The 22,085-nt window shown below is 59.2% G+C and carries 19 protein-coding genes; 11 read left to right on the top strand and 8 right to left on the bottom strand.

The window, feature by feature from the left end:
• Window positions 1–901: 901 nt before the first annotated feature.
• From HMPREF2847_RS04270 to HMPREF2847_RS04280, 3 genes are all read left to right on the top strand, one after another.
• Window positions 902–1,210 (top strand): helix-turn-helix domain-containing protein, encoded by a 309-nt coding sequence (locus tag HMPREF2847_RS04270; protein WP_070851639.1) that lies wholly within the window; start codon window positions 902–904, stop codon window positions 1,208–1,210.
• Between the two features lie 171 nt (window positions 1,211–1,381).
• Window positions 1,382–1,681 (top strand): hypothetical protein, encoded by a 300-nt coding sequence (locus HMPREF2847_RS04275; protein ID WP_024058949.1) that lies wholly within the window; start codon window positions 1,382–1,384, stop codon window positions 1,679–1,681.
• 1,535 nt (window positions 1,682–3,216) lie between these two features.
• Window positions 3,217–4,560 (top strand): coiled-coil domain-containing protein, encoded by a 1,344-nt coding sequence (locus HMPREF2847_RS04280; RefSeq protein WP_231699088.1) that lies wholly within the window; start codon window positions 3,217–3,219, stop codon window positions 4,558–4,560.
• 568 nt (window positions 4,561–5,128) lie between these two features.
• Here the strand turns inward: HMPREF2847_RS04280 and HMPREF2847_RS04285 are convergent.
• From HMPREF2847_RS04285 to HMPREF2847_RS04295, 4 genes are all read right to left on the bottom strand, one after another.
• Window positions 5,129–5,554 carry a single-stranded DNA-binding protein gene (locus HMPREF2847_RS04285; protein WP_016456430.1) on the bottom strand — a complete coding sequence of 142 codons (426 nt, stop codon included), beginning with the start codon at window positions 5,552–5,554 and terminating at the stop codon, window positions 5,129–5,131.
• A 91-nt stretch (window positions 5,555–5,645) separates the two neighbouring features.
• Window positions 5,646–5,792, bottom strand: coding sequence for a hypothetical protein (locus HMPREF2847_RS11555; RefSeq protein WP_158293362.1), 147 nt, complete (start codon window positions 5,790–5,792; stop codon window positions 5,646–5,648).
• A 157-nt stretch (window positions 5,793–5,949) separates the two neighbouring features.
• Window positions 5,950–6,972: a DUF4192 domain-containing protein gene (locus HMPREF2847_RS04290; RefSeq protein ID WP_049181628.1), complete on the bottom strand. Its 1,023-nt coding sequence runs from the start codon at window positions 6,970–6,972 to the stop codon at window positions 5,950–5,952.
• Window positions 6,973–7,142: 170 nt separating this feature from the next.
• The gene (locus HMPREF2847_RS04295; protein ID WP_080972893.1) at window positions 7,143–7,616 is read right to left on the bottom strand and encodes a recombinase family protein; all 474 of its coding nucleotides are present in this window, start codon (window positions 7,614–7,616) and stop codon (window positions 7,143–7,145) included.
• Window positions 7,617–7,651: 35 nt separating this feature from the next.
• On the opposite strand from HMPREF2847_RS04295, the gene HMPREF2847_RS04300 reads away from it, so the two are divergent.
• On the top strand, window positions 7,652–8,188 hold the full coding sequence (locus HMPREF2847_RS04300) for a hypothetical protein (protein ID WP_218079069.1): 537 nt from the start codon (window positions 7,652–7,654) through the stop codon (window positions 8,186–8,188).
• Between the two features lie 169 nt (window positions 8,189–8,357).
• Here the strand turns inward: HMPREF2847_RS04300 and HMPREF2847_RS04305 are convergent, their stop codons facing one another.
• On the bottom strand, window positions 8,358–9,917 hold the full coding sequence (locus tag HMPREF2847_RS04305; RefSeq protein ID WP_034664651.1) for a SulP family inorganic anion transporter: 1,560 nt from the start codon (window positions 9,915–9,917) through the stop codon (window positions 8,358–8,360).
• A gap of 169 nt (window positions 9,918–10,086) precedes the next feature.
• Here HMPREF2847_RS04305 and HMPREF2847_RS04310 point away from each other — a divergent pair, with 169 nt between their 5' ends.
• On the top strand, window positions 10,087–10,491 hold the full coding sequence (locus HMPREF2847_RS04310; protein WP_048733850.1) for a MerR family transcriptional regulator: 405 nt from the start codon (window positions 10,087–10,089) through the stop codon (window positions 10,489–10,491).
• A 540-nt stretch (window positions 10,492–11,031) separates the two neighbouring features.
• Here the strand turns inward: HMPREF2847_RS04310 and HMPREF2847_RS04315 are convergent.
• Both HMPREF2847_RS04315 and ychF read right to left on the bottom strand, forming a co-directional pair.
• Complete coding sequence (locus tag HMPREF2847_RS04315; RefSeq protein WP_070851640.1) at window positions 11,032–12,543, bottom strand: recombinase family protein; 1,512 nt, start codon at window positions 12,541–12,543, stop codon at window positions 11,032–11,034.
• A 20-nt stretch (window positions 12,544–12,563) separates the two neighbouring features.
• Complete coding sequence (gene ychF / locus HMPREF2847_RS04320) at window positions 12,564–13,646, bottom strand: redox-regulated ATPase YchF (RefSeq protein ID WP_048733875.1); 1,083 nt, start codon at window positions 13,644–13,646, stop codon at window positions 12,564–12,566.
• Between the two features lie 94 nt (window positions 13,647–13,740).
• Here ychF and HMPREF2847_RS04325 point away from each other — a divergent pair, with 94 nt between their 5' ends.
• From HMPREF2847_RS04325 to HMPREF2847_RS04340, 4 genes are all read left to right on the top strand, one after another.
• Entirely contained in the window at window positions 13,741–15,291 is a 1,551-nt protein-coding gene (locus HMPREF2847_RS04325) for an AI-2E family transporter (protein ID WP_070851641.1), read from the top strand.
• Window positions 15,292–15,437: 146 nt separating this feature from the next.
• The gene (locus HMPREF2847_RS04330) at window positions 15,438–16,526 is read left to right on the top strand and encodes a DUF6542 domain-containing protein (RefSeq protein ID WP_246821941.1); all 1,089 of its coding nucleotides are present in this window, start codon (window positions 15,438–15,440) and stop codon (window positions 16,524–16,526) included.
• A gap of 106 nt (window positions 16,527–16,632) precedes the next feature.
• Window positions 16,633–17,868 carry an exodeoxyribonuclease VII large subunit gene (gene xseA, locus HMPREF2847_RS04335; RefSeq protein ID WP_070851643.1) on the top strand — a complete coding sequence of 412 codons (1,236 nt, stop codon included), beginning with the start codon at window positions 16,633–16,635 and terminating at the stop codon, window positions 17,866–17,868.
• Between the two features lie 61 nt (window positions 17,869–17,929).
• Entirely contained in the window at window positions 17,930–18,220 is a 291-nt protein-coding gene (locus HMPREF2847_RS04340; protein WP_070851644.1) for an exodeoxyribonuclease VII small subunit, read from the top strand.
• Window positions 18,221–18,338: 118 nt separating this feature from the next.
• Here HMPREF2847_RS04340 and HMPREF2847_RS04345 read toward each other — a convergent pair whose 3' ends face one another.
• On the bottom strand, window positions 18,339–18,968 hold the full coding sequence (locus HMPREF2847_RS04345; protein ID WP_080969536.1) for a DUF4245 domain-containing protein: 630 nt from the start codon (window positions 18,966–18,968) through the stop codon (window positions 18,339–18,341).
• A gap of 370 nt (window positions 18,969–19,338) precedes the next feature.
• Here HMPREF2847_RS04345 and glpX point away from each other — a divergent pair, with 370 nt between their 5' ends.
• Window positions 19,339–20,364: a class II fructose-bisphosphatase gene (glpX, locus tag HMPREF2847_RS04350; protein ID WP_070851645.1), complete on the top strand. Its 1,026-nt coding sequence runs from the start codon at window positions 19,339–19,341 to the stop codon at window positions 20,362–20,364.
• Between the two features lie 160 nt (window positions 20,365–20,524).
• Window positions 20,525–21,925: a class II fumarate hydratase gene (locus tag HMPREF2847_RS04355; protein ID WP_070851646.1), complete on the top strand. Its 1,401-nt coding sequence runs from the start codon at window positions 20,525–20,527 to the stop codon at window positions 21,923–21,925.
• The last annotated feature ends 160 nt before the right edge of the window (window positions 21,926–22,085 follow it).

Genomic DNA, 22,085 nt, shown 5'->3' on the forward strand with positions numbered 1-22,085 from the left:
CAAATTACGAAACGAGGTCAAAACTACGAAACGAGCGCGCTACAGACGTGTCACAGGTCATAAAAAGGCGCGCCCCTTGCGTGTCACCGTGACGCAGCATCCCGGCCGTGTCACATAGCTACAACCCCTGCAGCGTGCCCTCAATGAGGACGGTCTATGTCGTAGACATGTGCCCGTAATGTGTGTCTGTGTCTCTCCCTTAAAAGGTTTGGGTCGAAATGCCGCAAAATTACGAAACATCCCCGAAATGTGACGTGTCTGTGCAGGTCACAGCGTTATCGCGTGTTTCGTAATTTGGTTTTCCGATTTTCGTAGTTCTACGAAACCGCAGGTAGAGCGTTTCGTAATTTTTTCGTATTTTGATCGGCAAATTACGAAACGAGGTCAAAACTACGAAACGAGCACACTATAGACGTGTCACAGGTCACAAAAAGGCGCGCCCCTTGCGTGTCACCATGCCGCCACACAACAGCTGCCCCACCACAACACCCCAGCCGTGCCACGTGGCGTGTAGAAACGTGCTCGGTTCGATTCGTAAAGATTAGGTCGCAGGCTATTGTGCGCGACGCATAAGTTCCGTACGATGGCCCCCAGACCGTATGTGGCGTTTTAATTCGTTTTTGGTTTAGCCAGCCGCATACGGGGGATAACCCCGAGGATAATTCATAAAGAGACAGCCTCTCGACCGTGATAGGCGCGGTTCCTCCGACGAGATAGACCGGTCGGCAACGGCATTGCCAACCACAAAAGCGGTCAGGTAGGGAGTAAGCGCTCCCGTAAAGCGATGGGACGGCAGACCACCGTTCTAGCGAGTTGAGCACGGCACTCCAAGCCGCCTGAATAGCAAGCCGGTAAAGCACCCCGCTCCGGGACAGATCAATCTGCCCAGGAGCGTTTTTCTATGTCCGAAAAGGACACGACTACCGCCGTCGCGCCACGCTTTTACACGCTGCAGGAACTCGCCGATCTCGGCGTCGGCTCCGAGTCCACGTTGCGAAAAGCTATTAAAGAGGGCCGTCTTTCATTCCACCGTTTCGGCACCGCCTATCGGATTCGCCAAGACGATCTCGACGCCTACCTCGCGGCCGCACGCCGCCCTGCCCCGCAGCTATTCGACGGCTTCGTCGATGCCGTCGTGAATGCAGCGCCCCAACTGACAGATGAGCAGCGCCAGCAGCTCGTCACGGTGCTGGGTGGTGCGAAGCACTAATGCGGACAAACCCGCCTACGACGAGATCCCGCCGCTTAGCTCAGCTAGCCAGGCTGGGTCTTGAGCTGAGTGCGAGGGCTGATGGGTGATGGCCGTGCTACTACACACGCGCGCTCCACCGTCGTGCCCCGAGTCCAAATAAACAGTTCATTCAACCAAGGAGAACAAACCATGTCTTTCAGAGACGATTACGCAGCAGCGCTGCGCGATGAGCAGCAAGCAAAAGATACCGTGAACGAGGCGCGCCGTGCACACAAAGCGACAAAGGAGCGCCTTGCGCAGTTGCGCAAGTATGCCGAAGAGTTCGAGGTGAATCTCGACGGTGACAAGTCCGCCAGCACCGAAGGGGACGGTGACAAGTCCGCCAGCACCGAAGGGGACAGCGATACACCTGAGAACGGTGACGGCGACACGCCTGAGAGCACCGAGGGCAGTAAGCCGAAGCGGCATCTAGAAGTTGTACCCGACTAACCCTTTAGCCGTACACGCAATCACCTCATGTGTGTACGGCCACGCGGCGTGACGACGTACAGCCGTCACGTTTGATGTCGCCACACACCCCGCTCGCAAGGGCGGGGTTTTCGCGTGTGTGCGGGTGGCTGCGGCACCGCTACACGTGACACTGTCACGATGCTTGCGCCGGTATCGGCGACGGGGCATATACACGTCTGCCCCGTCGCCTGGATCATCCGCCACATGGCTGGCGGTATGTCGCGCTGCTGTTATGCGCGGTTCTGGCCGGCATAGTCTTGTGTGGACTTGAAATATGCCGAAGACGGGGCCGTGGGTGCAGCAAAGACAGCAGCGTGGACAGAGCAGATTTCAGCAGCTGTGCTGCTGAAGATGCAACCGCGACGGCAGATGGTATGCGGCGCATGCCGCATAATGCCGCGTCGTGAGATACGCCAATATCCATCTCGGCAGGCTTGCCGTGATGGAGCGTTTCGTGATGACCCAAACACGACACATCGATGCTGGCATATCCGAATGTATATCAACGGGATATATCGGATTGCCGGCAGTGTCGTGATGCAGAGCATGGGTCATCACACAAGGTGCAGCGCCAGCTGCACTATTGGGCATCTTGACCGGAGCGCAAGCGGAGGGCAAGACAGCACCAGCCAGACCGAGCGAGCGAGGTCTGAGACTGGGGCTGTAGGGGGCGGCGCGCCAGCGCCGGGCAGCGGGTTATGCGAGCGCCAGCGAGCAGTAATACCCGGTGCAGTGCCTCGGCTATGCCGAGCGCCGGAGCGCAGCGGAGGCGTCGCACCCCCTTATGCCCTTTTCCCCCTTCTACCCCTATAACGACAAACATATAGGGGTTTTGACACAGAAGGGGGCTGCGACCTGCGTGTTTCGGGTTATAAAGCGGTCTTCGACCCTTACCCGAAACGGCCCGTTGATGCGCGAAGCGCACATGGTGCCTACGCAAAACCTGCAGGTCGCCACGCTGTGCGCACCACATGCGGCGTCAGCCGTTGTATGTCGGTCTTAAAGTAAGGGCCGATGACGGGTGGAAACGCCGCTTGCGGCGTCTTCCCGCGTCATCGAGACACCTGCAGCGAGCCTGCGAGCGCAAGGTGTCTAACCGCACGGCAAGACCGACATCGCCTACGTGGTGCGCACAGCCACACCCTGCACTCTGGCACCGCCGTCAGGCGGTCATTGCAGGGTGTTCCAAATCCCGCAGCGAGCCATCCGCCGCAAGGCGGTGTTGATGCTGCTGCGGGGGTCAACGACACGTGTCCGAGTAACACGCTCCATATCGGCCCGTGCCATAAGCACAGTATCGGTGCAGACGTATCACGTTCGCGGCGGTCATATGCGCGACAGCGCATGTGATGAGCACCGCCAGCGACGTGTGTTTCGCGAGCGCCCGCTCGCAGCAGATCCAGCGGCAGCTGTTGATGCAAATGTGTAGCGCCGCGACTCGATTGGTTCATCTTTGTGGCAGCGGCTGTACGGCCCTGTGGCGGCCGTAGACGCCTCGGATGGACGGAGTGCGCGTGCAGAAGAACAGTTTCGAGACGTCGCTGTTCGTCGTGTATCTGCCGAAGTCGATGTGCAAGGAGATCCCCGACTACTACACCAGTGAGGTGGACGGGCGCGAAGTGAAACGTCCGCGCTATGCAGCCCGCGACTACGAAGAAGCAATGATGTACCCCGAAGAGTCAATGCGTTGGCTCGCCGAGAACTTCATTCCCGGCGGTATCGACGCAGTCGCTGGCGGTGATATGAACTTCGACGAATCAACGCCACACATCCAGTTCCAGGCGGATACGTTCTCACCGAAGCCCGAAGATCCCGACAAGCTCCGTTGCCGCCCCGGCATCGCGTACAACACTGACACCTCAGTGCGGTACACATCCGGCCCGAAGAAGGGCAAGCAGATCTCGGGTAACCAGAAGTTCATCGACGCGCAACGGGGCCTGCGCGAACACATGCACTCGCTGGGCTATCCGGTGGAACTGGAAGTCTCCGAGCGGCATGACGAGTCGTTGAACCTCGGACGCTACGCAGAACAACAAGACCGGGAGCGCGACCTCGCCAAGCGCGAGGATGATGTGGAAGTCAAGAAGCGATCCGTGCAGCGCGATATGGACGCAATTGATCGTGACCGCGAGCAAACAGCAAAAGAACTTGAACAGGCAAAAGCTGCCAACGAAAAAGCGCAAGGTGTGTTGCAGCACGCCGAAGAACAGGCTCGCGCTGTTGCCGAGCGTGTGCTCAACGAGGCACGTGAGAAGGCAGAGCAAGAAGCCGAGCAGATCCGCAGTGACGCGCGCGAGAAGGCCAAGCAAGAAGCCGAGCAGACCATGGGCCTTGCCGAAGCGCAAGCAGACGAGCTGCTCGAACGAGCCGAAGAGACTGCACAGGCCAAGGCGGGCGAGATTACAGCCGCAGCCCGCAGCGAAGCGGAGTCGATCACACGCCAAGCCGACGAGGCCCGTAAGCAGGCTGAGCGCGACGCTGAGACGATCCGCAGCGAAGCACGAGATGAGGCCACAAGCATCCGCGACGAGGCCACGCGCGACGCTGCAGTAACGCGCACGGATGCCCGCGATGAGGCTGATCAGATCCGCCGCAACGCGCACACGGACGCCGAAGATGAAGCAGCCATCATCATCGAAGAAGCGGTGAAGTCAGGACAGCAGTTGGAGCATCTGGACAAGAAGTTCCTGGTGCAAGAACTGCATCGCAGCCCGGAGCTGCTTGAGCGCTACACGCTGTTCAAGCAGTCGCAGACCTCAGGCAAGAAGGGCGGGGCGCAGCAACGTGCGCGCGAGCGTATCGAGAAGCGCCGCCAGCAGCAACAGCAGCGTGATCGTGACGGCGGTATGGAGCTTTAGCAGCTCACCATGCGCTCTGCACGCCCGTCTGCGGGCCGTACAGGGCGCCGTCGGCGTCGTCGGTCATCTGCGGTATGAAACCGCTGAGATTCGGCGAAAATCGAAGAAATCTCGGCTAAGCGGGGCCAAGTGTCACTACGTTGCGCAGCGAATTGGCCGGTTAAGTGGCGGAGATATTGCGCAGCGCGTCGGTGTGTACGACGGCGCATGTGCTGCACAGCAAACATGCCAGCACACAGACCTGCAGAATGTCGTTGTCATCCTGTTGCGCAGTAAAGGTGTCAATAGGATGACAAACCACTTCACTGCCCAATTCACATGTCATTAAAGTGACAGGGCATTTGATTGCGCAGTAAACGTGTCGATGAAATGGGTGCCCAATACACAGTGCAACCTACGTGTTAATGAAATGTCACAGACACTACATAGTGCAGTGAGTTGCGCAGCAGAAACGCCAGTAAAAGCACCGCACCACTGCACCGTAAAACTGCACAAGTGATTCGCAGCAAATTGGCGTGTGAAATGGTTGAAAAAATAACCCCGCAGGTTTCCCTGCGGGGTTTCGTAGTTAGAACGGTACTTCTTCGCCCTCAGCGCCAGCCAGGGCGGCGGTCGCCGCCTCGCCTCCGCGACGGGCAGCGCGAGCAGCGGACTCCTTCTTGGAATCGATCAGCTGCACCGTGTCGATGCGCGCCACCAGCGGGTACTGCTTCACACCGTCCTTGTCGGTGTAGACGTCGGTCTTGAGCGAGTAGCTCACCGCAACGCGATCGCCGGAGCCGATGCAGCCGAACACACCGGGGTTCGCGGCGTCCTGGACGTAGCCGGTCAGCTCCACGATCTCGCTTTCCACCTTGCCGGTGGACTTGTTCTTGAAGGTGTTGCGCGCATAGACGCTGAGCTTCACCGTCGCGCCGCCGTTTGCGTGCTCGAACAGCTTGGGTGCGCGAGCTGCGTTGCCGACGATGGTGCCGTTGTTGAAGGGGTTGGACATGTTGGTTCTCCTTACGTGAGTGGGTGTGATTTGCCGTGCAATTTGGGTACTTAAGCAGCTGCTTTGCTGCTGCGGGGCGGTTGCGCTGTCGTTACAACACTGCCCAGGGCAGCGGTGTGCCTGCCGCCTCTAGGTCGCGCAGTTCTTGTGCTGCGCCCGGATCGGCGTCCTCGCCGTCGATGCCGTCGGCGAGCTGGTAGAGCAGTTCCAGGTCGGTGTGGGTGATGTCGCGCATCACGTGCCTCCTTGTTCGGATTGATGGTCAATCCGTCTGTTGGAGACAGCTCTGCTGTCTAAAGGTCACTCCCCTGCCTCGTTGCGGTGTCTGTCGTCGCAAGCCAAGGCCCCGCGAGAAAAAGAAACCCCGTTGCATTGCTACAACGGGGTGTGTGGTGCTACTCGGCAAACAAGATCGTGCGGGTCTTCTCAGCGCCCTCGCGGACAAGCTCGACCATCCGCTCGCCCTGGCCGATATCGGTCAGCTTCGCCACCAGCGACGGGAAGTTCTCGTCTGGCCCGATCTCGGTGGCTCGCTGCGCAGCCACGCCAGCTAGCCCCGGCTGGCCTGTGGCGTGAGCGAGCACGGCAACAGTGGCGGTGAGCTGCGAGCGCATGCCTGGCCAGCTGGTCGGGACAGCGCGCATAACCTTCTCTATGAACGCAAGGCCCGCCTGCGGGTCATCGAGCAGTGCGGCAAGCAGCGTGTCCCGCAAGCGCGGCGTGGTGAAGCATTTCAGCGCAGACCGAACAGCGCGAGCGCTCGGCTGGGTGATCCCTGCCGCCGCCTGCTCATACTCACGCTGCAGCACGTCTGCGAACATGGGCGGGATATACGCCAGCGCGTCTTCGATGATGTCGGCGTGCTCGGCAGCGTCGATGCCGTGGTCAGTGCTGTTCAACCGTGCCTCGATGTCGTCTTTGCTCGGCTCCGGCAGCTCGCCGGTGTGCTCTAGCATCTGCTGCAGCGCCGCTGATGCGGCGACCTCGCCGACAACACCGTGGCGCGGCTCGTCGATGAGCGGATGCTGGTACACAGACCACCAAGCAGCCCCAGTGACGATCTCGGGCACCTGCACCACCCCGAGCAGCGGCGGTAGCGGCGAGGCCCCGCTGGTGAGGTACGTGGCCGTCTCGTCGAAGACCGGCTGCGCAATGTCATCGCTGATCATGTACGCGATAACAGCGTCGAGTTCGAGGTGGTGGACCCACGCTGCGAACCGCTCGCGGCTCTCGGTGAGCTTCTCCACTGCTTCGTCCAGGTCGAACCGTGCGACCGGGCCGAGGCGGACGGTGTCGACGCCCTCGTCGTCGACGAAGAACGCGAGGATCAGCGAGTTGTTCGGGTAGAACCCGAGGATGCCGGGGAGGTTCGCGAGGATCTCGCCGTGGGATGCAAGCGTGTGAGAATGGGTGGACATGGCAGTGCTCCTTTGCACGAATACGGGGTGTATGTGGTCAATCCCGTATTCGGCCCGGCTCTGCCGGTCGCAGGCGTATCCCAGCAGTGCAGCACTCATGTGTGCCGAGCGTCGCTAGCGCAGCCTGATGCCTTCTCGCCGGGTGCGAGCGCTAGCGACGCAGCCTGTGCTTAAGCGTCGGCTTCGATGCGCTTGAGAGCGCGATAGATCGTCGGCCGCGAGACGTTAAAGGTGCGCGCTACAGCGCTGACGGACTTGCCGCCGTCGATAAGCTCCTTGGCCATCTGCGCCTGCTCAGCGCTGAGCTTCGGCTTGGGGCCGGCGACCCTGCCCTGTGCGCGGGCGTGCGCCACGCCCTCACGGGTGCGCTGGACAAGCAGGTCACGCTCCCACTCGGCAAGACTTGCCATGACGTTGATAACCACCTTGTCGGTGGGCTTCGACGTGTCCAGCGCTGGCTCCAACACCTTGACGTTGATGTCACGCTCGGCGAGGTCAGCGATGGTGTTCACGGTGTCCGCGAGGCTGCGGCCGAGCCTGTCCAAGCGCGTGACAACGAGCGTGTCGTCGGGGCGCATGTACGCCAGCGCGTCATCAAGACCAGGCCGTTGCCAGTTGGTGCCGGAGATGGTGTCTGAGTAGATGTGGTCCGGGTCGCAGCCAGAGCCTGAACGCTCAGATGACTTCGAGCCTGACTTCTAGCCTGGAACCGCTGGTAGAAGTAGCTGTATCTGAGGCAATGTCGAAAGAGCCTAAGAGCCTGCACGAGGCAGCAGAAGCCTCTAAGAAGGCTCGCAGCGCTCTGCTCCAGGAGAAGGAGTCCAACGAAAAGCTGCTGGAGGAGATACGCGCAGAACGCAAGCAGTATAACGACGATATGGAAAAGTCGAACACGAACTTTATTAAGGCCTGCATGTCTGCCTCGTGGATTGCAGCCAGTGTTCTCTTCGTTGCTATCGCACTCGTTGCTGTCGGAGCCTTGGGGAACGGGCTGCTAAGTATGCTCGGCATACCCGACGGCGTGTCTGCCTTGTGGGGTCACGTCCAGGAGGCCAACGGCATCGGCCCAACACTGGGCTGGTTGGCGTTAACACTTATCGTCATAGGGGTTCTTATAGCGCTTATGACCTGGATGTTGTCCCAGGCTGCGCCGGGTATTGCTCACTTAGTCGAGGAATACCGTCGCAATCACCCGAGGAAAGAAACGAACCACTAACTAGAACACGTGCACCGTAAAAAGTAAAAATCCCCACAACACAGCGTAGCGGTTAACCGCTACGCTTCTTTTATGCTCTTCCTATGCCCCAACTTTGCAACAGCACCAATAAACTGGCGCCCCGGTTATAAGTTGGGGCGCCAAGTCGATGTGCTCGAGTCGGGGGATGTTAGTGGCCGGTGCCAAGCCGGCCAGACAGGCGGTTCAGCCGGTCCTGACTGGGACCGTCGAGCCCGATAATGGACACGGTTTTGCCTCTGTCCTGGAACTTCTGCGTAATCGCGTCAAAGGTCGCGACCGTGGAGGCATCCCAGATCTCCGCCTCAGTGAGATCAATAGTGATATGACGGGCAGAATCGGTGTAATCAAAGCGATAAACCAGGTCATTGCTTGATGCCCAAAACAACTGGCCATGCACCCGGTAGGTACGAGTATCAATCTCTCCATCGCCGTCGCCGTCGATCTCGGAGACCTTTTCAATGGAAGCGATATGTGCCATCCGACGGGCGAACATGATCATCGCGGTGACCACACCCAACACCACACCAATGGCCAGGTTGCTGGTGGCTAGGGTGGCAATAATCGTCACGGCCATAACAATGGTCTCAGAGACCGGCATGAGTTTAAGGGTGCGTGGATGCACCGAGTGCCAGTCGATGGTGCCGACCGAGACCATGATCATGATTGCCACCAGGGCAGCCATCGGGATCATGCCAACGATGTCGCCCAGTGCCAGGACCAGGACCAGCAGGAACACACCGGCTAACAGGGTGGATAGGCGGGTACGTGCCCCGGATTCGCGGACGTTGATCATGGTTTGACCGATCATCGCGCAGCCACCCATGCCGCCGAAGAAACCGGAGGCAATATTAGCCACCCCCTGTCCCCAGGATTCACGAGTTTTATCGGAATGAGTGTCGGTGATGTCATCGACGAGCTTGGCGGTCATCAACGATTCCATGAGACCGACCACGGCCATGGCCAGGGCATAAGGCGCGATGATCTGCAGGGTCTCCAACGTCCACGGCACGTTCGGAATAAACAGGGACGGTAAGGTCTCCGGCATCTTGCCCATGTCCGAGACCGTCGGGACAGTCAAACCGGCGGCAATGACCAAACCGGTGAGCACGATAATCGTGACCAGCGGGGCGGGGATCACACTGGTGAGCTTGGGGAAGAAAATCATGATCACCACACCCAAGCCGACGAGTGGGTAGACTATCCAAGGCACATCAATGAGGTGTTCGAGTTGGGCGGTGAAAATCATAATGCCCAGTGCATTGACGAAACCCAGCATCACCGATCGGGGGATAAAACGCTGAAGTTTCGCCACACCGAGGGCGCCGAGCACGATTTGTAGGACACCGCCCAACAGGACGGTGGCGATGAAATAATCCATCCCGTAACCACGCGCCACAGGAGCAATGACTAGGGCAATAGCCCCGGTGGCGCCGGTGATCATTGCCGGGCGGCCACCGGTAAAGGCGATCGCAATGGCCATGACTACCGAGGAAAACAGACCCATGGCTGGGTCAACACCGGCAAGGATGGAAAAGGCAATGGCCTCAGGGATCAGCGCCAGGGATACCGCCAGTCCGGCCAGAATCTCTATACGGATACGGGCGGGGGAAGAAAATGCGTAACGGAAGGATGCGATGATCCCGGTAGGGGCATCAGCGCCGTCTGGACTCAGGAGGGGGCGGGGGGCCGCCGTGCTAGTTTCAGTCATAGATGTCCAATCTTTGAGGGGATAGGTAACTGGGCGAACGCCCGAAAGGAATCCAACCCTCTAGTAACTTTAGGTTTGGTGATGGTGGTCATGGTAGCGGGAGTTTTACTCAACCGCCAACCCAGGCACAGGAACCCGTGGGCAACATCACCGTGAAGGAGAACAGGCAATGCAAAACAGTAATTTCAAGATCGGCGAGGTCGTTGACCAGACGGGGTTGTCGATTCCCACCTTGCGTTATTATGACAACGTCGGCCTGATTACCCCATCGGGGCGTAGCCCTGGTGGGTTCAGGCTTTATAGTGAGGCTGATGTACGTCGTGTTTTGCTGGTGCGACGGATGAAACCGCTGGGGTTTACTCTGGATCAGATGCGGGAATTCCTGGAAGCTGCGGAGATTCTTCATAGTTCAGATGGCGGGCAGGACAGTGATACCGCACAGCAGGCACGGAGTAATGCCAAGGCCACCCTTGCCGACATTCGTGAGGAGACGCGCACCCGCTACGAAAAGCTACGCAAGCAAATTGCCTACGCTGAGGAATTCCTCGATCTGGTCAACACCCTGGTACCCTAAACTGCCCCCATCCTTCGCAGGGAGAAAAAGACCATCGTATTGAATGCGCTCTGTCGAATCGCGTTCCAGATGAAGTGGACGAACGCCCGCGGCCTCTCCGGAGTGGATGGCGATAGTACAGAGGACTTCTGAAATCCGTGCAGACGACTCCTCAAAACGACACAGTCATCCAAGGTCACAAAATCGAAAATTGTCACTTAACCCCATCACTTCCAAACCGGCTTAAGTGACAAAATGCCATCGCTAAAGTCCCGATTTGAGTCCCAGGACGTGCGCCTTAAGAGAAATAACTAAAGCCCCTACCAGTGTTTCTCCTGGTAGGGGCTTGGAAGTTGGTAGCGGGGGCAGGATTCGAACCTACGACCTCTGGGGTAACAAGAGCCGTGTCATACTTCCTGCGAACGCCACGGTTGAGCAGTGTCGCCCCCGATACACGAAGGCAGATCTCCCCCGAACTGCCGGCTCCCGTGGCGTTCCTTCGTAAGAGCTTTGCGCGCCGCAGCGCATGCGCGCGATTGTTGACGTGTCACACACTGCAACCTAGTTCCACACGATCTGCACCGATTCAGGGTTAAAGGTCTTGGTGCCGCGCACGCCACGGCGCAGGCGCACCTGGCACAGGGTATTGATGACTCGGCGCTGCACGGCAAGCTCTGCGTTGTCGAAGGCATCCACGGGCGAGGCGTAGCCGGTTGTGTCGAGCAGCGCCGATGCGCCAGCAAGACGGGCACGGCGCGTTTCGAGTTTCTCGATCTGCGGCTCATAACGGTTTCGCGCGCGCTTGAGGTCACGGGCCTCGATAAGCTCCTCATCGTAGTCAGCCTGGACGCGGGCGAGCTTTGCGCGAAGCTCAGCGAGTTCGTCGTCGATGGCGTTGACCTCGTCGTCGTCCACAGTCGGCAGCAGGTCCGCCAGGTCGTCACGGCCAAGGCGGGCGCGGATCACGGCGAGCACAAAATCATCGACGCTATGTGTGCGCACTAATCCACAGGCGGCGCAGCGGTAGCGGTCGGCATGTGTGCGCACGGGGTTGCCACACTCGTCGCAGACATACAGACCCGAGCCGAGATGGCGGCGAGTGTTCCGGCGCTCCTTGTTGGTCAGCCGGTCGGGATCGTCGAGCACGTTCTGCACGCGCCACCACAGATCTGGTGTGACGATCGGCTCCCACTGCCCTTTCACCGGCTCGCCGGTATCGGGGTCGCGGACGATATGCGTGACACGGCGGTATTTGTTCTTCACGCCTTTGCGCTTGGCCTTCTTATAAGTGGAGTAACCCACATACACGGGGTTGCGCAGGATCGAGTGCAACGACGTGTAGGCCCACGGCTGCGCGTCGGGAACCGGCTTTTCTTCCTGGCCTTCAGCGCGGCGTCGAGCGTTGCGCTCTGTGACCACGGTGTACATATGGCGCGGCGTGGTCGGGATATCCGGCAAGCCCGGTTGATCGACCCCAGTTAAGGCGCGCGCAATGTCGCGCATGGAGTTGCCCCTCTCGACAGCGCGGAACATACCGAGCACGGCGGCGGCTTCGGATGGAATGATCTCGCCGGTGGAGGTGTAGCCGATAGGGCGCACACCGCCGGAGTACCAGCGGCCCTGCTCGGCGCGTTGCTGTTGCGCACGAGACTGGCGCATGCTCTTTCGCTCGATCTCGCCGCGTGCCACGGCTGCTTTGATGCGCGCGTACATTCTGCCGCCGTCGGTGGCAAGGTCAGCATCACCGTTCGCAGTGACGAGTTTCAGCCCCTGCTCCTCTGCCCTGTCGATCCACTCTTCGAGCTGCCAGGGCTGCCGTGTGAGGCGGTCGAGGTCCCAGCAAATGATCGCGTCGATCTCGCCGCGCTCAAAGGACGCCACCATCGCGTCGTAGTCGGGGCGGTCCACGTCCTTCTTCGACGCGGAGATCGACTGATCGACGTAGGTATGCACGACGTCCCAGCCGCGTTGCTCGGCAAGGGCTTCGCAGTCCTGGCGCTGCCGGTCGATGGCGAGGCCGTCCATGGCAGCATCGAGCGAGATACGGAGGTAAATAGCAGCACGTGTTGTCATGCCGCTAACACTAGCGCGCCTCAGGTTACATTGAAACGAAACTCCACCACGTCACCGTCGTGCATGATGTAGTCCTTGCCCTCCTGGCGGACCTTGCCCTTGGCCTTCGCCTCGGCAATCGAACCGGCCTCAACCAAGTCATTGAAGGACACAATTTCAGCCTTAATGAAGCCGCGTTCAAAGTCAGTGTGGATCACACCGGCAGCCTCAGGAGCAGTCGCGCCCTTGCGAATAGTCCACGCACGAGCTTCCTGCTCACCAGCAGTCAGGTAGGTCTGCAGACCCAGAGTGCGGAAACCAGCGCGAGCAAGCGAATGCAGACCCGGCTCGGTCTGGCCAATTTCAGCCAGGAGCTCATTGCGGGATTCCTCATCCAGCTCCAGCAGGTCGGATTCGGCCTTGGCATCGAGAAAAACGCAGTCCGCCGGTTCCACAGCGGCAGCCAGATCCGCGCGGCGGTCCTCGTCGGCAAGCACTTCCTCGTCAGCATTGAAGACATAGAGGAACGGCTTTGCGGTGAGCAAGTGCAGCTCGCGCAGAGCAGAGAGCTTCACATCATCGGAAGCAGCGAAGAGAGTGCGCCCTTCTTCCAGCACGGCAAGAGCCTGCTTGGCAGCCTCAACCTCGCCGACCTTGTCCTTGTCCTTTTTGGCTTCCTTTTCCAGCCGCGGCAGCGCCTTTTCAATGGTCTGGATATCTGCCAGGATGAGCTCGGTTTCAATCACACCGATGTCAGAGGCCGGGTCAACCTTGCCGTCGACATGCACGACATCATCATCGTTGAAGACGCGAACGACCTGACAAATCGCGTCAGCCTCGCGGATGTTAGCGAGGAACTTATTACCCAGACCTTCGCCCTCGGACGCGCCCTTGACGATGCCGGCGATATCCACAAACGACACCGTGGCCGGAACGATACGCTTCGATTTGTAAATTTCCGCGAGCTTATTCAAGCGTGGATCGGGAAGCTCCACAACGCCGACGTTCGGCTCGATGGTGGCGAACGGATAATTCGCAGCCAGCACATCGTTGCGTGTCAAGGCGTTAAACAGGGTTGACTTTCCGACATTGGGCAGACCGACGATTCCAAGTGTAAGACTCACATTGCCCATCTTACGGGCTTGGGGAGACAGATTTGAACTCGCCCTAACTTCGTGAAGTTGCCCCCTATCCCCTGCGAACCCCCATAATGAATATGTGAGCAATAAACCCAATGAAGGCGAAGAGCGGACTGCGCAGTCCGAAAAAGACGCTATCGATCACGTAATGGGATCGGAGCCTCTGCGTATAGAACAGTCTCTGTCTATACCCTCCGACGCCCATAAGTCAGCGGCAACGCAACCGGATTTGCCGGAAGATGCTGAAAACCTCGATGAGCTTATGAGCGAAAACGACTCCGAGTCCATCGACCGCGCCGACGTCATCGGCGAGGGCGCCCGGTGGTTCGCAGGTTGGTGTCTGCGCTTCCTCATCACAGCAGCGGCGCTGTACGTCAGCGCTATGATTCTGGGAAAGATTTGGGCTGGCGTTCTGCCGATTTTGTTGGCCCTGATTGTCTCCACGGTGCTGGCCCCGCCCGCCGTGTTCCTGATGAAACACCGCTGGCCCCGCGCACTCGCCGCACTGACGGTCATCCTAGGCGCGGTGGCGGTGCTTGGCGGCGTTGTCGCGTTCCTCGCCCCGACTGTGCAGTCGCAGTTCCCAGAATTGCGTCGCCAGTTCACCGACGGCATTCAGGAAGTCCAGAACATCATTCAGGCCCCGCCATTTAACGTCAAGGATGAGCAGATTCTCGATGCTCTGGACCAGGGGTCCACATGGCTTCAGGAGCGCTCCGGCGATATCGCCAACACAGTCTTCCAAGGCATCTCGGTGGTCTCCTCGGCCGCCGTAACCTTGATGGCAATGTTGGTTCTGACGTTCTTCTTCATCAAGGACGGCCAGGACTTCCTGCCATGGCTCCGCCGCCTGACCGGACGTCGTCTCGGCTGGCACCTCACGGAGGTGCTCACCCGCTCCTGGAACACGCTGTCGGGCTACATCCGCACGCAGGCTATCGTTTCGCTTATCGACGCGGTCTTCATCGGTGCCGGTCTTGCAATTTTGAATGTGCCGCTGGCAATGGTTCTGGCCGTGGTGACTTTCTTCGCTGGCTTCATTCCTATTGTCGGTGCGTTCACCGCCGGCTTCATTGCAGTGGTAGTCGCACTCGTCGCCAACGGCCTGACTACAGCAATCCTCGTATTGCTCATCATCATTGCTGTCCAGCAAATCGAGGGCAACATCCTCTCCCCAATCCTGCAGGCCAAGGCTATGGACTTGCACGCCGCAATCGTCCTGCTGGTCGTTCTGCTCGGTGGCGGTATCTTCGGCATCATCGGCGCCTTCCTGGCGGTGCCAGTCACCGCAGTCGTCGCGGTCTGGTTCCGCTACCTCGGCGACCTCACAGATTTGCGTACGGGCGACAAGACCGCAAAGGACATCGAGTTCGCCACGGACGCCGGATCGATTTCGGGTATTCAAATTGAAGCTGCCGGCCGTGCGATGCGCGACCGACTGGCTTCGTTCCGCCTGGGCGGTGATGACTCCGACAGCTCTGCAGAGAGCGCTGTGAAGGCAGATGCTCGCACCGCCGGTCAGGTTTCCTCCGATGCTGGCCCGACCAAGCAGGAAGAGGGAACGATGACCAAGGCCTTCCACAAGATCAGTGAAGTAGTCTCCGGGTCTTTCTCTAAGAAAAACAAGTAAGGCCAGATTCCAAGACACGGGCGAGCCTATATACAGGGCTTGCCCGTTTTTATCACTAATAACCGGTAGGATACGCATTCGTGTCGAACAGATCAGCAATAACCCGTAAAGGCAGTGGGAACAAACCCCTGCTTCCACGCGTGCCAATGTTTGTGCCGCCGTTGCTGATGCTTCTGGCCGGAGTTTTTGGTTTGCTCTTTTCTGTTCCCAACGGTTCGCTTGGCAAGCCCTACTTCATTGCTTTTGCCGTGGCTGCTGTCGCCGGAACACTGTTGGTGGTTCCTCGCGGCCTGGTAGTTACCGTCGCTCAAATCCCCATTTTGTTCGCGCTTGTCACGTTTTTCACAGCGTGGTTTACCGGTTCTCTCGCCGATCCCGAAAATGGTGGCGCGACCGCGACGACCTCTAAACGCGCTCGCCTGGTGACCTCGGCATATCCCATCATCCAGCAGTTCCCGTGGCTGCTGATCTTGATGATCATCTGTGTCATCATCGCAGTATGGCGTTACCTCGAAATCACCCGCACCCAGGAGAAATCCCTCAACACCCAGCGCAAGGCCGCTAAACAGCGCCAGCATCGTGACGAAGCCGCTGTCGAATCCAGCTCTCAGGTGCGCCGTCGTCTCGCCGAATCTGATCGCCGCGTAGCTTCTCGCTCTCAGGAACGCCCTGCTTCACGACGTCCCGCTGCGGACATTATCCGAGATGCCGAAGCTCGCCGCCAGGCGCGCCAGCAGGCTGCACGCTCTCGGCAGGAGACTTCTCGTTCTGGTGCCCGACCGGCAGCGAGCGCCAGCTCGGCATCGCGCAACGCCGAGCAACTGCGTGAGCGACCAGTTGACCGCTCTGGGGAGCGCGCCCAGCAGCGCTCGAGTTTCGCCCAGCGGGCCCAGCAGCCAACATCCCGTTGGCAGTCTCGCCCGCATCCGGGCCAGGCGCAGTTCACTCAGGATTCCACTTCGCCAAACTCGACCAGACAGCAGCCTCGTCGTCCGATTGAACGGCCAAACGCACCGCAGCGGCCAACGCAGGAGTTTCCCCGTCGTCAAGCGGCAGGAACGGCACGGATGTGGGGAGAACGGTCTTCGCCGGAGTCTCGGTCCGAAAAGCCTCAACAGAGCCCCGCACGCCCGGGGAGCAACCACCGTCGCACCGAGGAGTGGCCACCGCGACAGCAGCGCCCTCGCCAGGAGCGCATAACCGGGCGCGATACCAGGTCTCGTTACCGCAAGTAGCTCGGACTTGCACCTTACCGTCACAGTTGCCCACAGGCAGATTTAGCCTGTGGGCAACGTGCGTTTATTAGCAGGGCAATCCGCGCCATCGTGTAAGTGTTGATGTATGTCGAAATTGGAAACGTCGGCCGAGAAACCGGTTCAGGTTCGACGCCTGAACCAGTTAGTCAAGGACTACATTGAGCGCCTTGGACAGATTTGGGTCGAGGGGGAAATCGCCCAGGTCAACTCCAAGCCGAGCTGGAAGCTCTCCTACATCACTCTGCGTGACACCTCCGCGGAGTTTTCGGTGTCGGTGACTTGTTCTACGGCGACTCTGCGCAATAATCCGTTGCGCAACGGCGACCGCGTAGTGGTTTTGGGCAAGCCTGCGTTTTATGCCGGGCGGGGGCAGTTTTCCCTGTGGGCTACGGAGTGGAGACCCGTGGGGTTGGGGCAACTATTGGCGCGGTTGGAACAGCTGCGCCAGGCGCTAGCGGCGGAAGGACTTTTTGATCCACGGCTGAAACGCCCTCTGCCCTATCTCCCCAACAAGATCGGGTTGATTACTGGTCGCGGTTCAGCGGCTGAACGCGATGTGCTTTCGGTCGCGGGCGCCCGCTGGCCCGAGGTGAGTTTCCGGGTAATCAACACGATTGTGCAGGGTGCCAAGGCTGTTCCGGAGATTATTGAGGCGCTTGCACAGCTCGACGCCGACCCGGAGGTTGATGTCATCATCGTCGCCCGTGGCGGTGGCAGTGTCGAAGATTTGCTGCCTTTTTCAGATGAGGCTCTGATTCGTGCGGTGAGTAAGGCGACAACACCGGTGGTTTCTGCAATCGGGCACGAGCCGGATACTCCGCTGTTGGATTACGTCGCTGATTTACGTGCTGCCACACCGACGGATGCGGCAAAGAAAACAGTGCCCGATGCTGCTGAGGAACGACGCCTCATTGCACAGCTGCGTGAGCGCTCCTCGGCATCTCTACGGCGATGGGTTGACCGTGAAGTAGCGACTCTGCGGGATTTGACGTCGCGGCCGGTACTGCGCGATCCGCTCACTCCCATCCGCGTGCGTGAAGAGTTTGTCACGGCGCAGGTTGATCGGCTGCGTTTTCTCATCCACCGCAGTCTGGAACGTGAGGAAGCCGTGGTATCGGGATTGCGCGGCAAGGTTTCAGCACTTGGCCCCTCTGCCACACTCGCTCGCGGCTATGCCATCGTGCAGGCACAATCGGCTACTCAGCCGGAACCACAGATTGTGACCTCTATTGCAGATGCTCCGATGGGTTCCCAACTGCGAATTCGCGTCAGTGACGGCTCCATCTCTGCAGCGACGCTAGCTACGAAGCCGGCGAATTAGTAAGCAATGACTTTTCCAACCTTGAAGCTTTAACTACTAAATGTGAAGGACGTATTCGCTAATGAATGACAATGTTTTCGGCGCGGGTCAGGCTCCCTCTTCGGAGGAACAGGTACCGGTGGAGAACCTGAGCTACGAGCAGGCTCGAGATGCGCTGGTCGAGACCGTCAAGCTCCTAGAACTCGGACAGATGAGCCTGGATGAATCCCTGGCGCTGTGGGAGCGAGGCGAGGCGCTGGCCCGCCGCTGCGAGGAGCATTTGGCTGGCGCACGGGCAAAGGTTGAAGCCGCCTTGGCCAGCAAGAATCAGGATGCCGCGGCTTCTGCCGAGAATGTGGGCGATGAGGACTAAAAAGAGACGAGAAACGATCGTCAGTTCATATCGTTTCTCGTCTCTTCGCTGATAGCTGAGTTCAGCTATTTTATGGCCCTAGTTGGGATTACCCATCCAGGTGAGTGCTCGACTCGGCCTACTTTGCTGGTGCCGACGGCGTCTCGGACGCAGTCTGCTGCGGCTGTGACGAATCCGGCATTGTCGTGTCCGGATCAATTGGCTCGGCCTTCTGCAATGCCGCCGCCAACTGTGTGAACTCCTCGTCGTTGGCAGTGCCCTCGATAATTGCGCGGGAGTCACCGAGGTCCCCAACCCATACGCGACGCACGTTGTCCTCAGCCGGCTCATACTTAGTCCAGGTTGTACCTTCCACGTCAGTAGTACCGTCCCGGAGACGGTTCTTACCATCATCCGGCAGCTGACCTGCTTCCGCATCTGTTTGCGTGACCTGAATGAATGCTCCGCTAGCGGTGACATAGCCAATAATGGTTGTCTGCTTCCCCGCCGCCATACCCGCGCGGGTCGAGTTTGAAGTCCAGCCCTCAGGCACCTTCGGCAGGCGAACTGGATAGTCCACGCGCCGAGCCTCCACGTTCACGAATGGGGCGGCATCGACCTCGCGCACCGGACCGTTTTCCGGCTTCCCGGGGTTAAAACTGCACAGGCCGGTAAAGCCAATGGTGACAGCCACCGCAAGAAACATCACCACGAGGGTGAGAATCATGTCTCGACTGTCCTGCAAAATCCTAGGTTTCTCATTCGCCACGCGCTCAAGTATGCCAAAGGCCCCGCAACGAACCTAGTCATCAGTCGCACCCGCACAGCTGCAGCTAGCAATACTTGATGACGGACGCTGTCGACGTCGTCAAGCGAACTGACGCCGGAACAAACTTTTGATAACCGCGTGATGTGGGGGTTTAGCCCTGAAACTCCCCCCACTTTGGCGCTGCGTCCACCCCCGAACACCAAAAAGGTGGAACACTAGTAACAGATGCAAAGGCGCTAAAACTGATGCGCCAAACATCAATCAATAGAAATTGTTGCAACGCTAAACCCCAGTTTCCTGGCGTGGCGTCTCCCAGCACATTCTCAAACCTCAAAAGAGTTCTAAAAAACCACGGAAGGGCCAGAAGTCAATGAACGCCTCGAATCCTGAAGCACCAGATCGCAACCTTGCGATGGAGCTCGTCCGAGTTACTGAGTCCGCTGCACTGGCAGCTGGTCAGTGGGTCGGTCGTGGTCAGAAGGAAAAGGGCGACGGCGCTGCCGTCGATGCCATGCGTCAGCTCATCAACACCGTGGCTATGAACGGTGTCGTTGTTATTGGCGAGGGCGAAAAGGACGAAGCCCCGATGCTGTTCAACGGCGAAAAGGTCGGCAACGGCCAAGGTCCGGCCGTTGACATCGCGGTTGACCCGATTGACGGCACGACTCTGATGGCAGAGGGCCGCCCGAACTCTATCGCTGTTCTTGCTGCTGCAGACCGCGGCTCCATGTACGACCCGTCGGCTGTGTTCTACATGGATAAGATTGCTGTTGGCCCGGAGGCTGCCGGCAAGATTGACATCGAGGCTCCAGTTGAGCACAACATCAAGGTCGTTGCTAAGGCCAAGGGGCTGCGTCCGGAAGATGTCACTGTTGTCGTGCTGGATCGCCCGCGCCACGCTGACATGATTCGTGACATCCGCGAGGCTGGCGCCAAGGTTCGCCTCATCGGCGACGGTGACGTTGCCGGCGCTGTTGCCGCAGCTCAGAACACGAACTCCGTCGATATCATGATGGGCGTCGGCGGCACTCCGGAAGGTGTCATTACCGCTTGCGCCATGAAGTGTATGGGCGGCGAGATTCAGGGCAAGCTGCACCCGCGCGATGAGGCTGAAATTAAAAAGGCGCTTGACGCGGGACACGATTTGTCTCGTGTTCTGACCACCGATGACCTGGTTGCATCCGACAACTGCTACTTCGTTGCCACCGGTGTCACCAACGGTGACATGCTGCGCGGCGTCGCTTACCGCGGTAACGGTGCGTGGACCCGCTCGCTGGTCATGCGCTCCAAGTCCGGCACCATTCGCCGCATCGAGGCTTTCCACTCCCTGGAGAAGCTGCGCAAGTACGCCACCATCGACTACGGCTCCGGTGAGATGCCGGACATCGATCTGTAAGTAACTACCCCTTTAGTGGTGCCCTCAGGGCACCACTTTTTTATCAAACTGATTCATACTTGAAGGCGAATGCGCTAGCGGCTCTGCATCGCATGAAAATGACATGCGGAATCGGCCGTTGTGCACGCACTCAAGTTCCCCTAACTGAAAGAGGCAACGAATGACAGAGCAGCAGTTCCGCATCGAGCACGACACCATGGGCGAGGTCAAGGTTCCGGTTGACGCCCTGTGGCGCGCACAGACTCAGCGTGCAGTTGAGAACTTTCCGATTTCCGGCCGTCCGCTGGAGTCTGCACAGATTCGCGCTATGGGTCTGCTGAAGGCAGCTTGCGCCATCGTTAACAAGGATCGCGGCTTGCTGTCTGCCGAGCAGGCGGATGCCATCGTCGCCGCTGCCAAGGAAATTGCCGAAGGCAAGCACGATGACCAGTTCCCGATTGATGTCTTCCAGACCGGTTCGGGTACTTCCTCGAACATGAACACCAACGAAGTCATTGCTTCCATTGCAAAGGCCAACGGCGTTGAGGTTCACCCGAATGACCACGTCAACATGGGGCAGTCCTCCAATGACACCTTCCCGACTGCAACTCACGTCGCGGCAACCGAGGCAGCTATCAAGGACCTCATCCCGGGCCTGAAGGTTCTGCAGGAGTCCCTGGCTAAGAAGGCCAAGGAGTGGGAGACCGTTGTTAAGTCCGGCCGTACCCACCTGATGGACGCTGTCCCGGTGACCCTGGGTCAGGAGTTCTCCGGTTACGCTCGCCAGATTGAGGCTGGCATTGAGCGCATCGAGGCCACCCTGCCGCGCCTGGGCGAGCTGCCGATTGGTGGTACTGCTGTCGGCACCGGCCTGAACACCCCGGCGGACTTCGGCGCCAAGGTCACCGCTGAGCTCGTCGAGCTGACCGGCATCAAGGAGCTGCGCGAGGCTCAGAACCACTTCGAGGCTCAGGCTAACCGCGACGGCCTGGTTGAGTTCTCCGGCGCTATGCGCACCGTTGCAGTCTCCCTGAACAAGATCGCAAACGACATCCGCTGGATGGGCTCCGGCCCGCTGACCGGTCTTGCTGAGATTCACCTGCCGGACCTGCAGCCGGGTTCCTCCATCATGCCGGGCAAGGTCAACCCGGTTCTGTGTGAGACCGCTACCCAGGTCGCAGCGCAGGTTCTGGGCAACGACACCGCTGTTGAGTTCGCGGGCGCTAACGGCGCATTCGAGCTGAACGTCTTCATCCCGGTCATGGCACGTAACGTGCTGGAGTCCGCTAAGCTGCTGGCGAACACCGCACGCGTCTTCGCCGAGAAGCTGGTTGACGGCATCGAGCCGAACGTTGAGCGTATGAAGACTTTGGCTGAGTCCTCCCCGTCGATTGTGACCCCGCTGAACTCCGCCATCGGCTACGAGAACGCAGCTAAGGTCGCTAAGACCGCTCTGAAGGAAGGTAAGACCATCCGTCAGGCTGTTATTGACATGGGCTTCGTCGACGGCGAGAAGCTGACCGAGGAAGAGCTGGACAAGCGCCTCGACGTGCTGGCAATGGCCAACACTGATCGTGACTAGTTCTTTTCTGAGCTCAAAGGTGTGAGAGCACCTTCCGTATAAGACCCCGGAGTCTCACTTCGTTGAGAGACTCCGGGGTCCTTTGTTTTGGTACTCCCCAATTCGCAATGATCGGAGAGTGACTTCGTGTCCCTCATTCGACCCCTGCCATACTGCCGGA

It is taken from the genome of Corynebacterium sp. HMSC074C03 (assembly GCF_001838285.1).
In the GTDB taxonomy this organism is placed as follows: domain Bacteria; phylum Actinomycetota; class Actinomycetes; order Mycobacteriales; family Mycobacteriaceae; genus Corynebacterium; species Corynebacterium amycolatum.

What these genes read in the sequence shown, in the direction of transcription:
- HMPREF2847_RS04270 (WP_070851639.1), top strand. Translation starts at nt 902, where the DNA reads ATGTCCGAAAAGGACACGACTACCGCCGTCGCGCCACGCTTTTACACG.
- HMPREF2847_RS04275 (WP_024058949.1), top strand. Translation starts at nt 1,382, where the DNA reads ATGTCTTTCAGAGACGATTACGCAGCAGCGCTGCGCGATGAGCAGCAA.
- HMPREF2847_RS04285 (WP_016456430.1), bottom strand. Translation starts at nt 5,554, where the DNA reads ATGTCCAACCCCTTCAACAACGGCACCATCGTCGGCAACGCAGCTCGC.
- HMPREF2847_RS04290 (WP_049181628.1), bottom strand. Translation starts at nt 6,972, where the DNA reads ATGTCCACCCATTCTCACACGCTTGCATCCCACGGCGAGATCCTCGCG.
- HMPREF2847_RS04300 (WP_218079069.1), top strand. Translation starts at nt 7,652, where the DNA reads ATGACTTCGAGCCTGACTTCTAGCCTGGAACCGCTGGTAGAAGTAGCT.
- HMPREF2847_RS04305 (WP_034664651.1), bottom strand. Translation starts at nt 9,917, where the DNA reads ATGACTGAAACTAGCACGGCGGCCCCCCGCCCCCTCCTGAGTCCAGAC.
- HMPREF2847_RS04310 (WP_048733850.1), top strand. Translation starts at nt 10,087, where the DNA reads ATGCAAAACAGTAATTTCAAGATCGGCGAGGTCGTTGACCAGACGGGG.
- HMPREF2847_RS04315 (WP_070851640.1), bottom strand. Translation starts at nt 12,543, where the DNA reads ATGACAACACGTGCTGCTATTTACCTCCGTATCTCGCTCGATGCTGCC.
- HMPREF2847_RS04330 (WP_246821941.1), top strand. Translation starts at nt 15,438, where the DNA reads ATGTTTGTGCCGCCGTTGCTGATGCTTCTGGCCGGAGTTTTTGGTTTG.
- xseA (WP_070851643.1), top strand. Translation starts at nt 16,633, where the DNA reads ATGTCGAAATTGGAAACGTCGGCCGAGAAACCGGTTCAGGTTCGACGC.
- HMPREF2847_RS04340 (WP_070851644.1), top strand. Translation starts at nt 17,930, where the DNA reads ATGAATGACAATGTTTTCGGCGCGGGTCAGGCTCCCTCTTCGGAGGAA.
- glpX (WP_070851645.1), top strand. Translation starts at nt 19,339, where the DNA reads ATGAACGCCTCGAATCCTGAAGCACCAGATCGCAACCTTGCGATGGAG.
- HMPREF2847_RS04355 (WP_070851646.1), top strand. Translation starts at nt 20,525, where the DNA reads ATGACAGAGCAGCAGTTCCGCATCGAGCACGACACCATGGGCGAGGTC.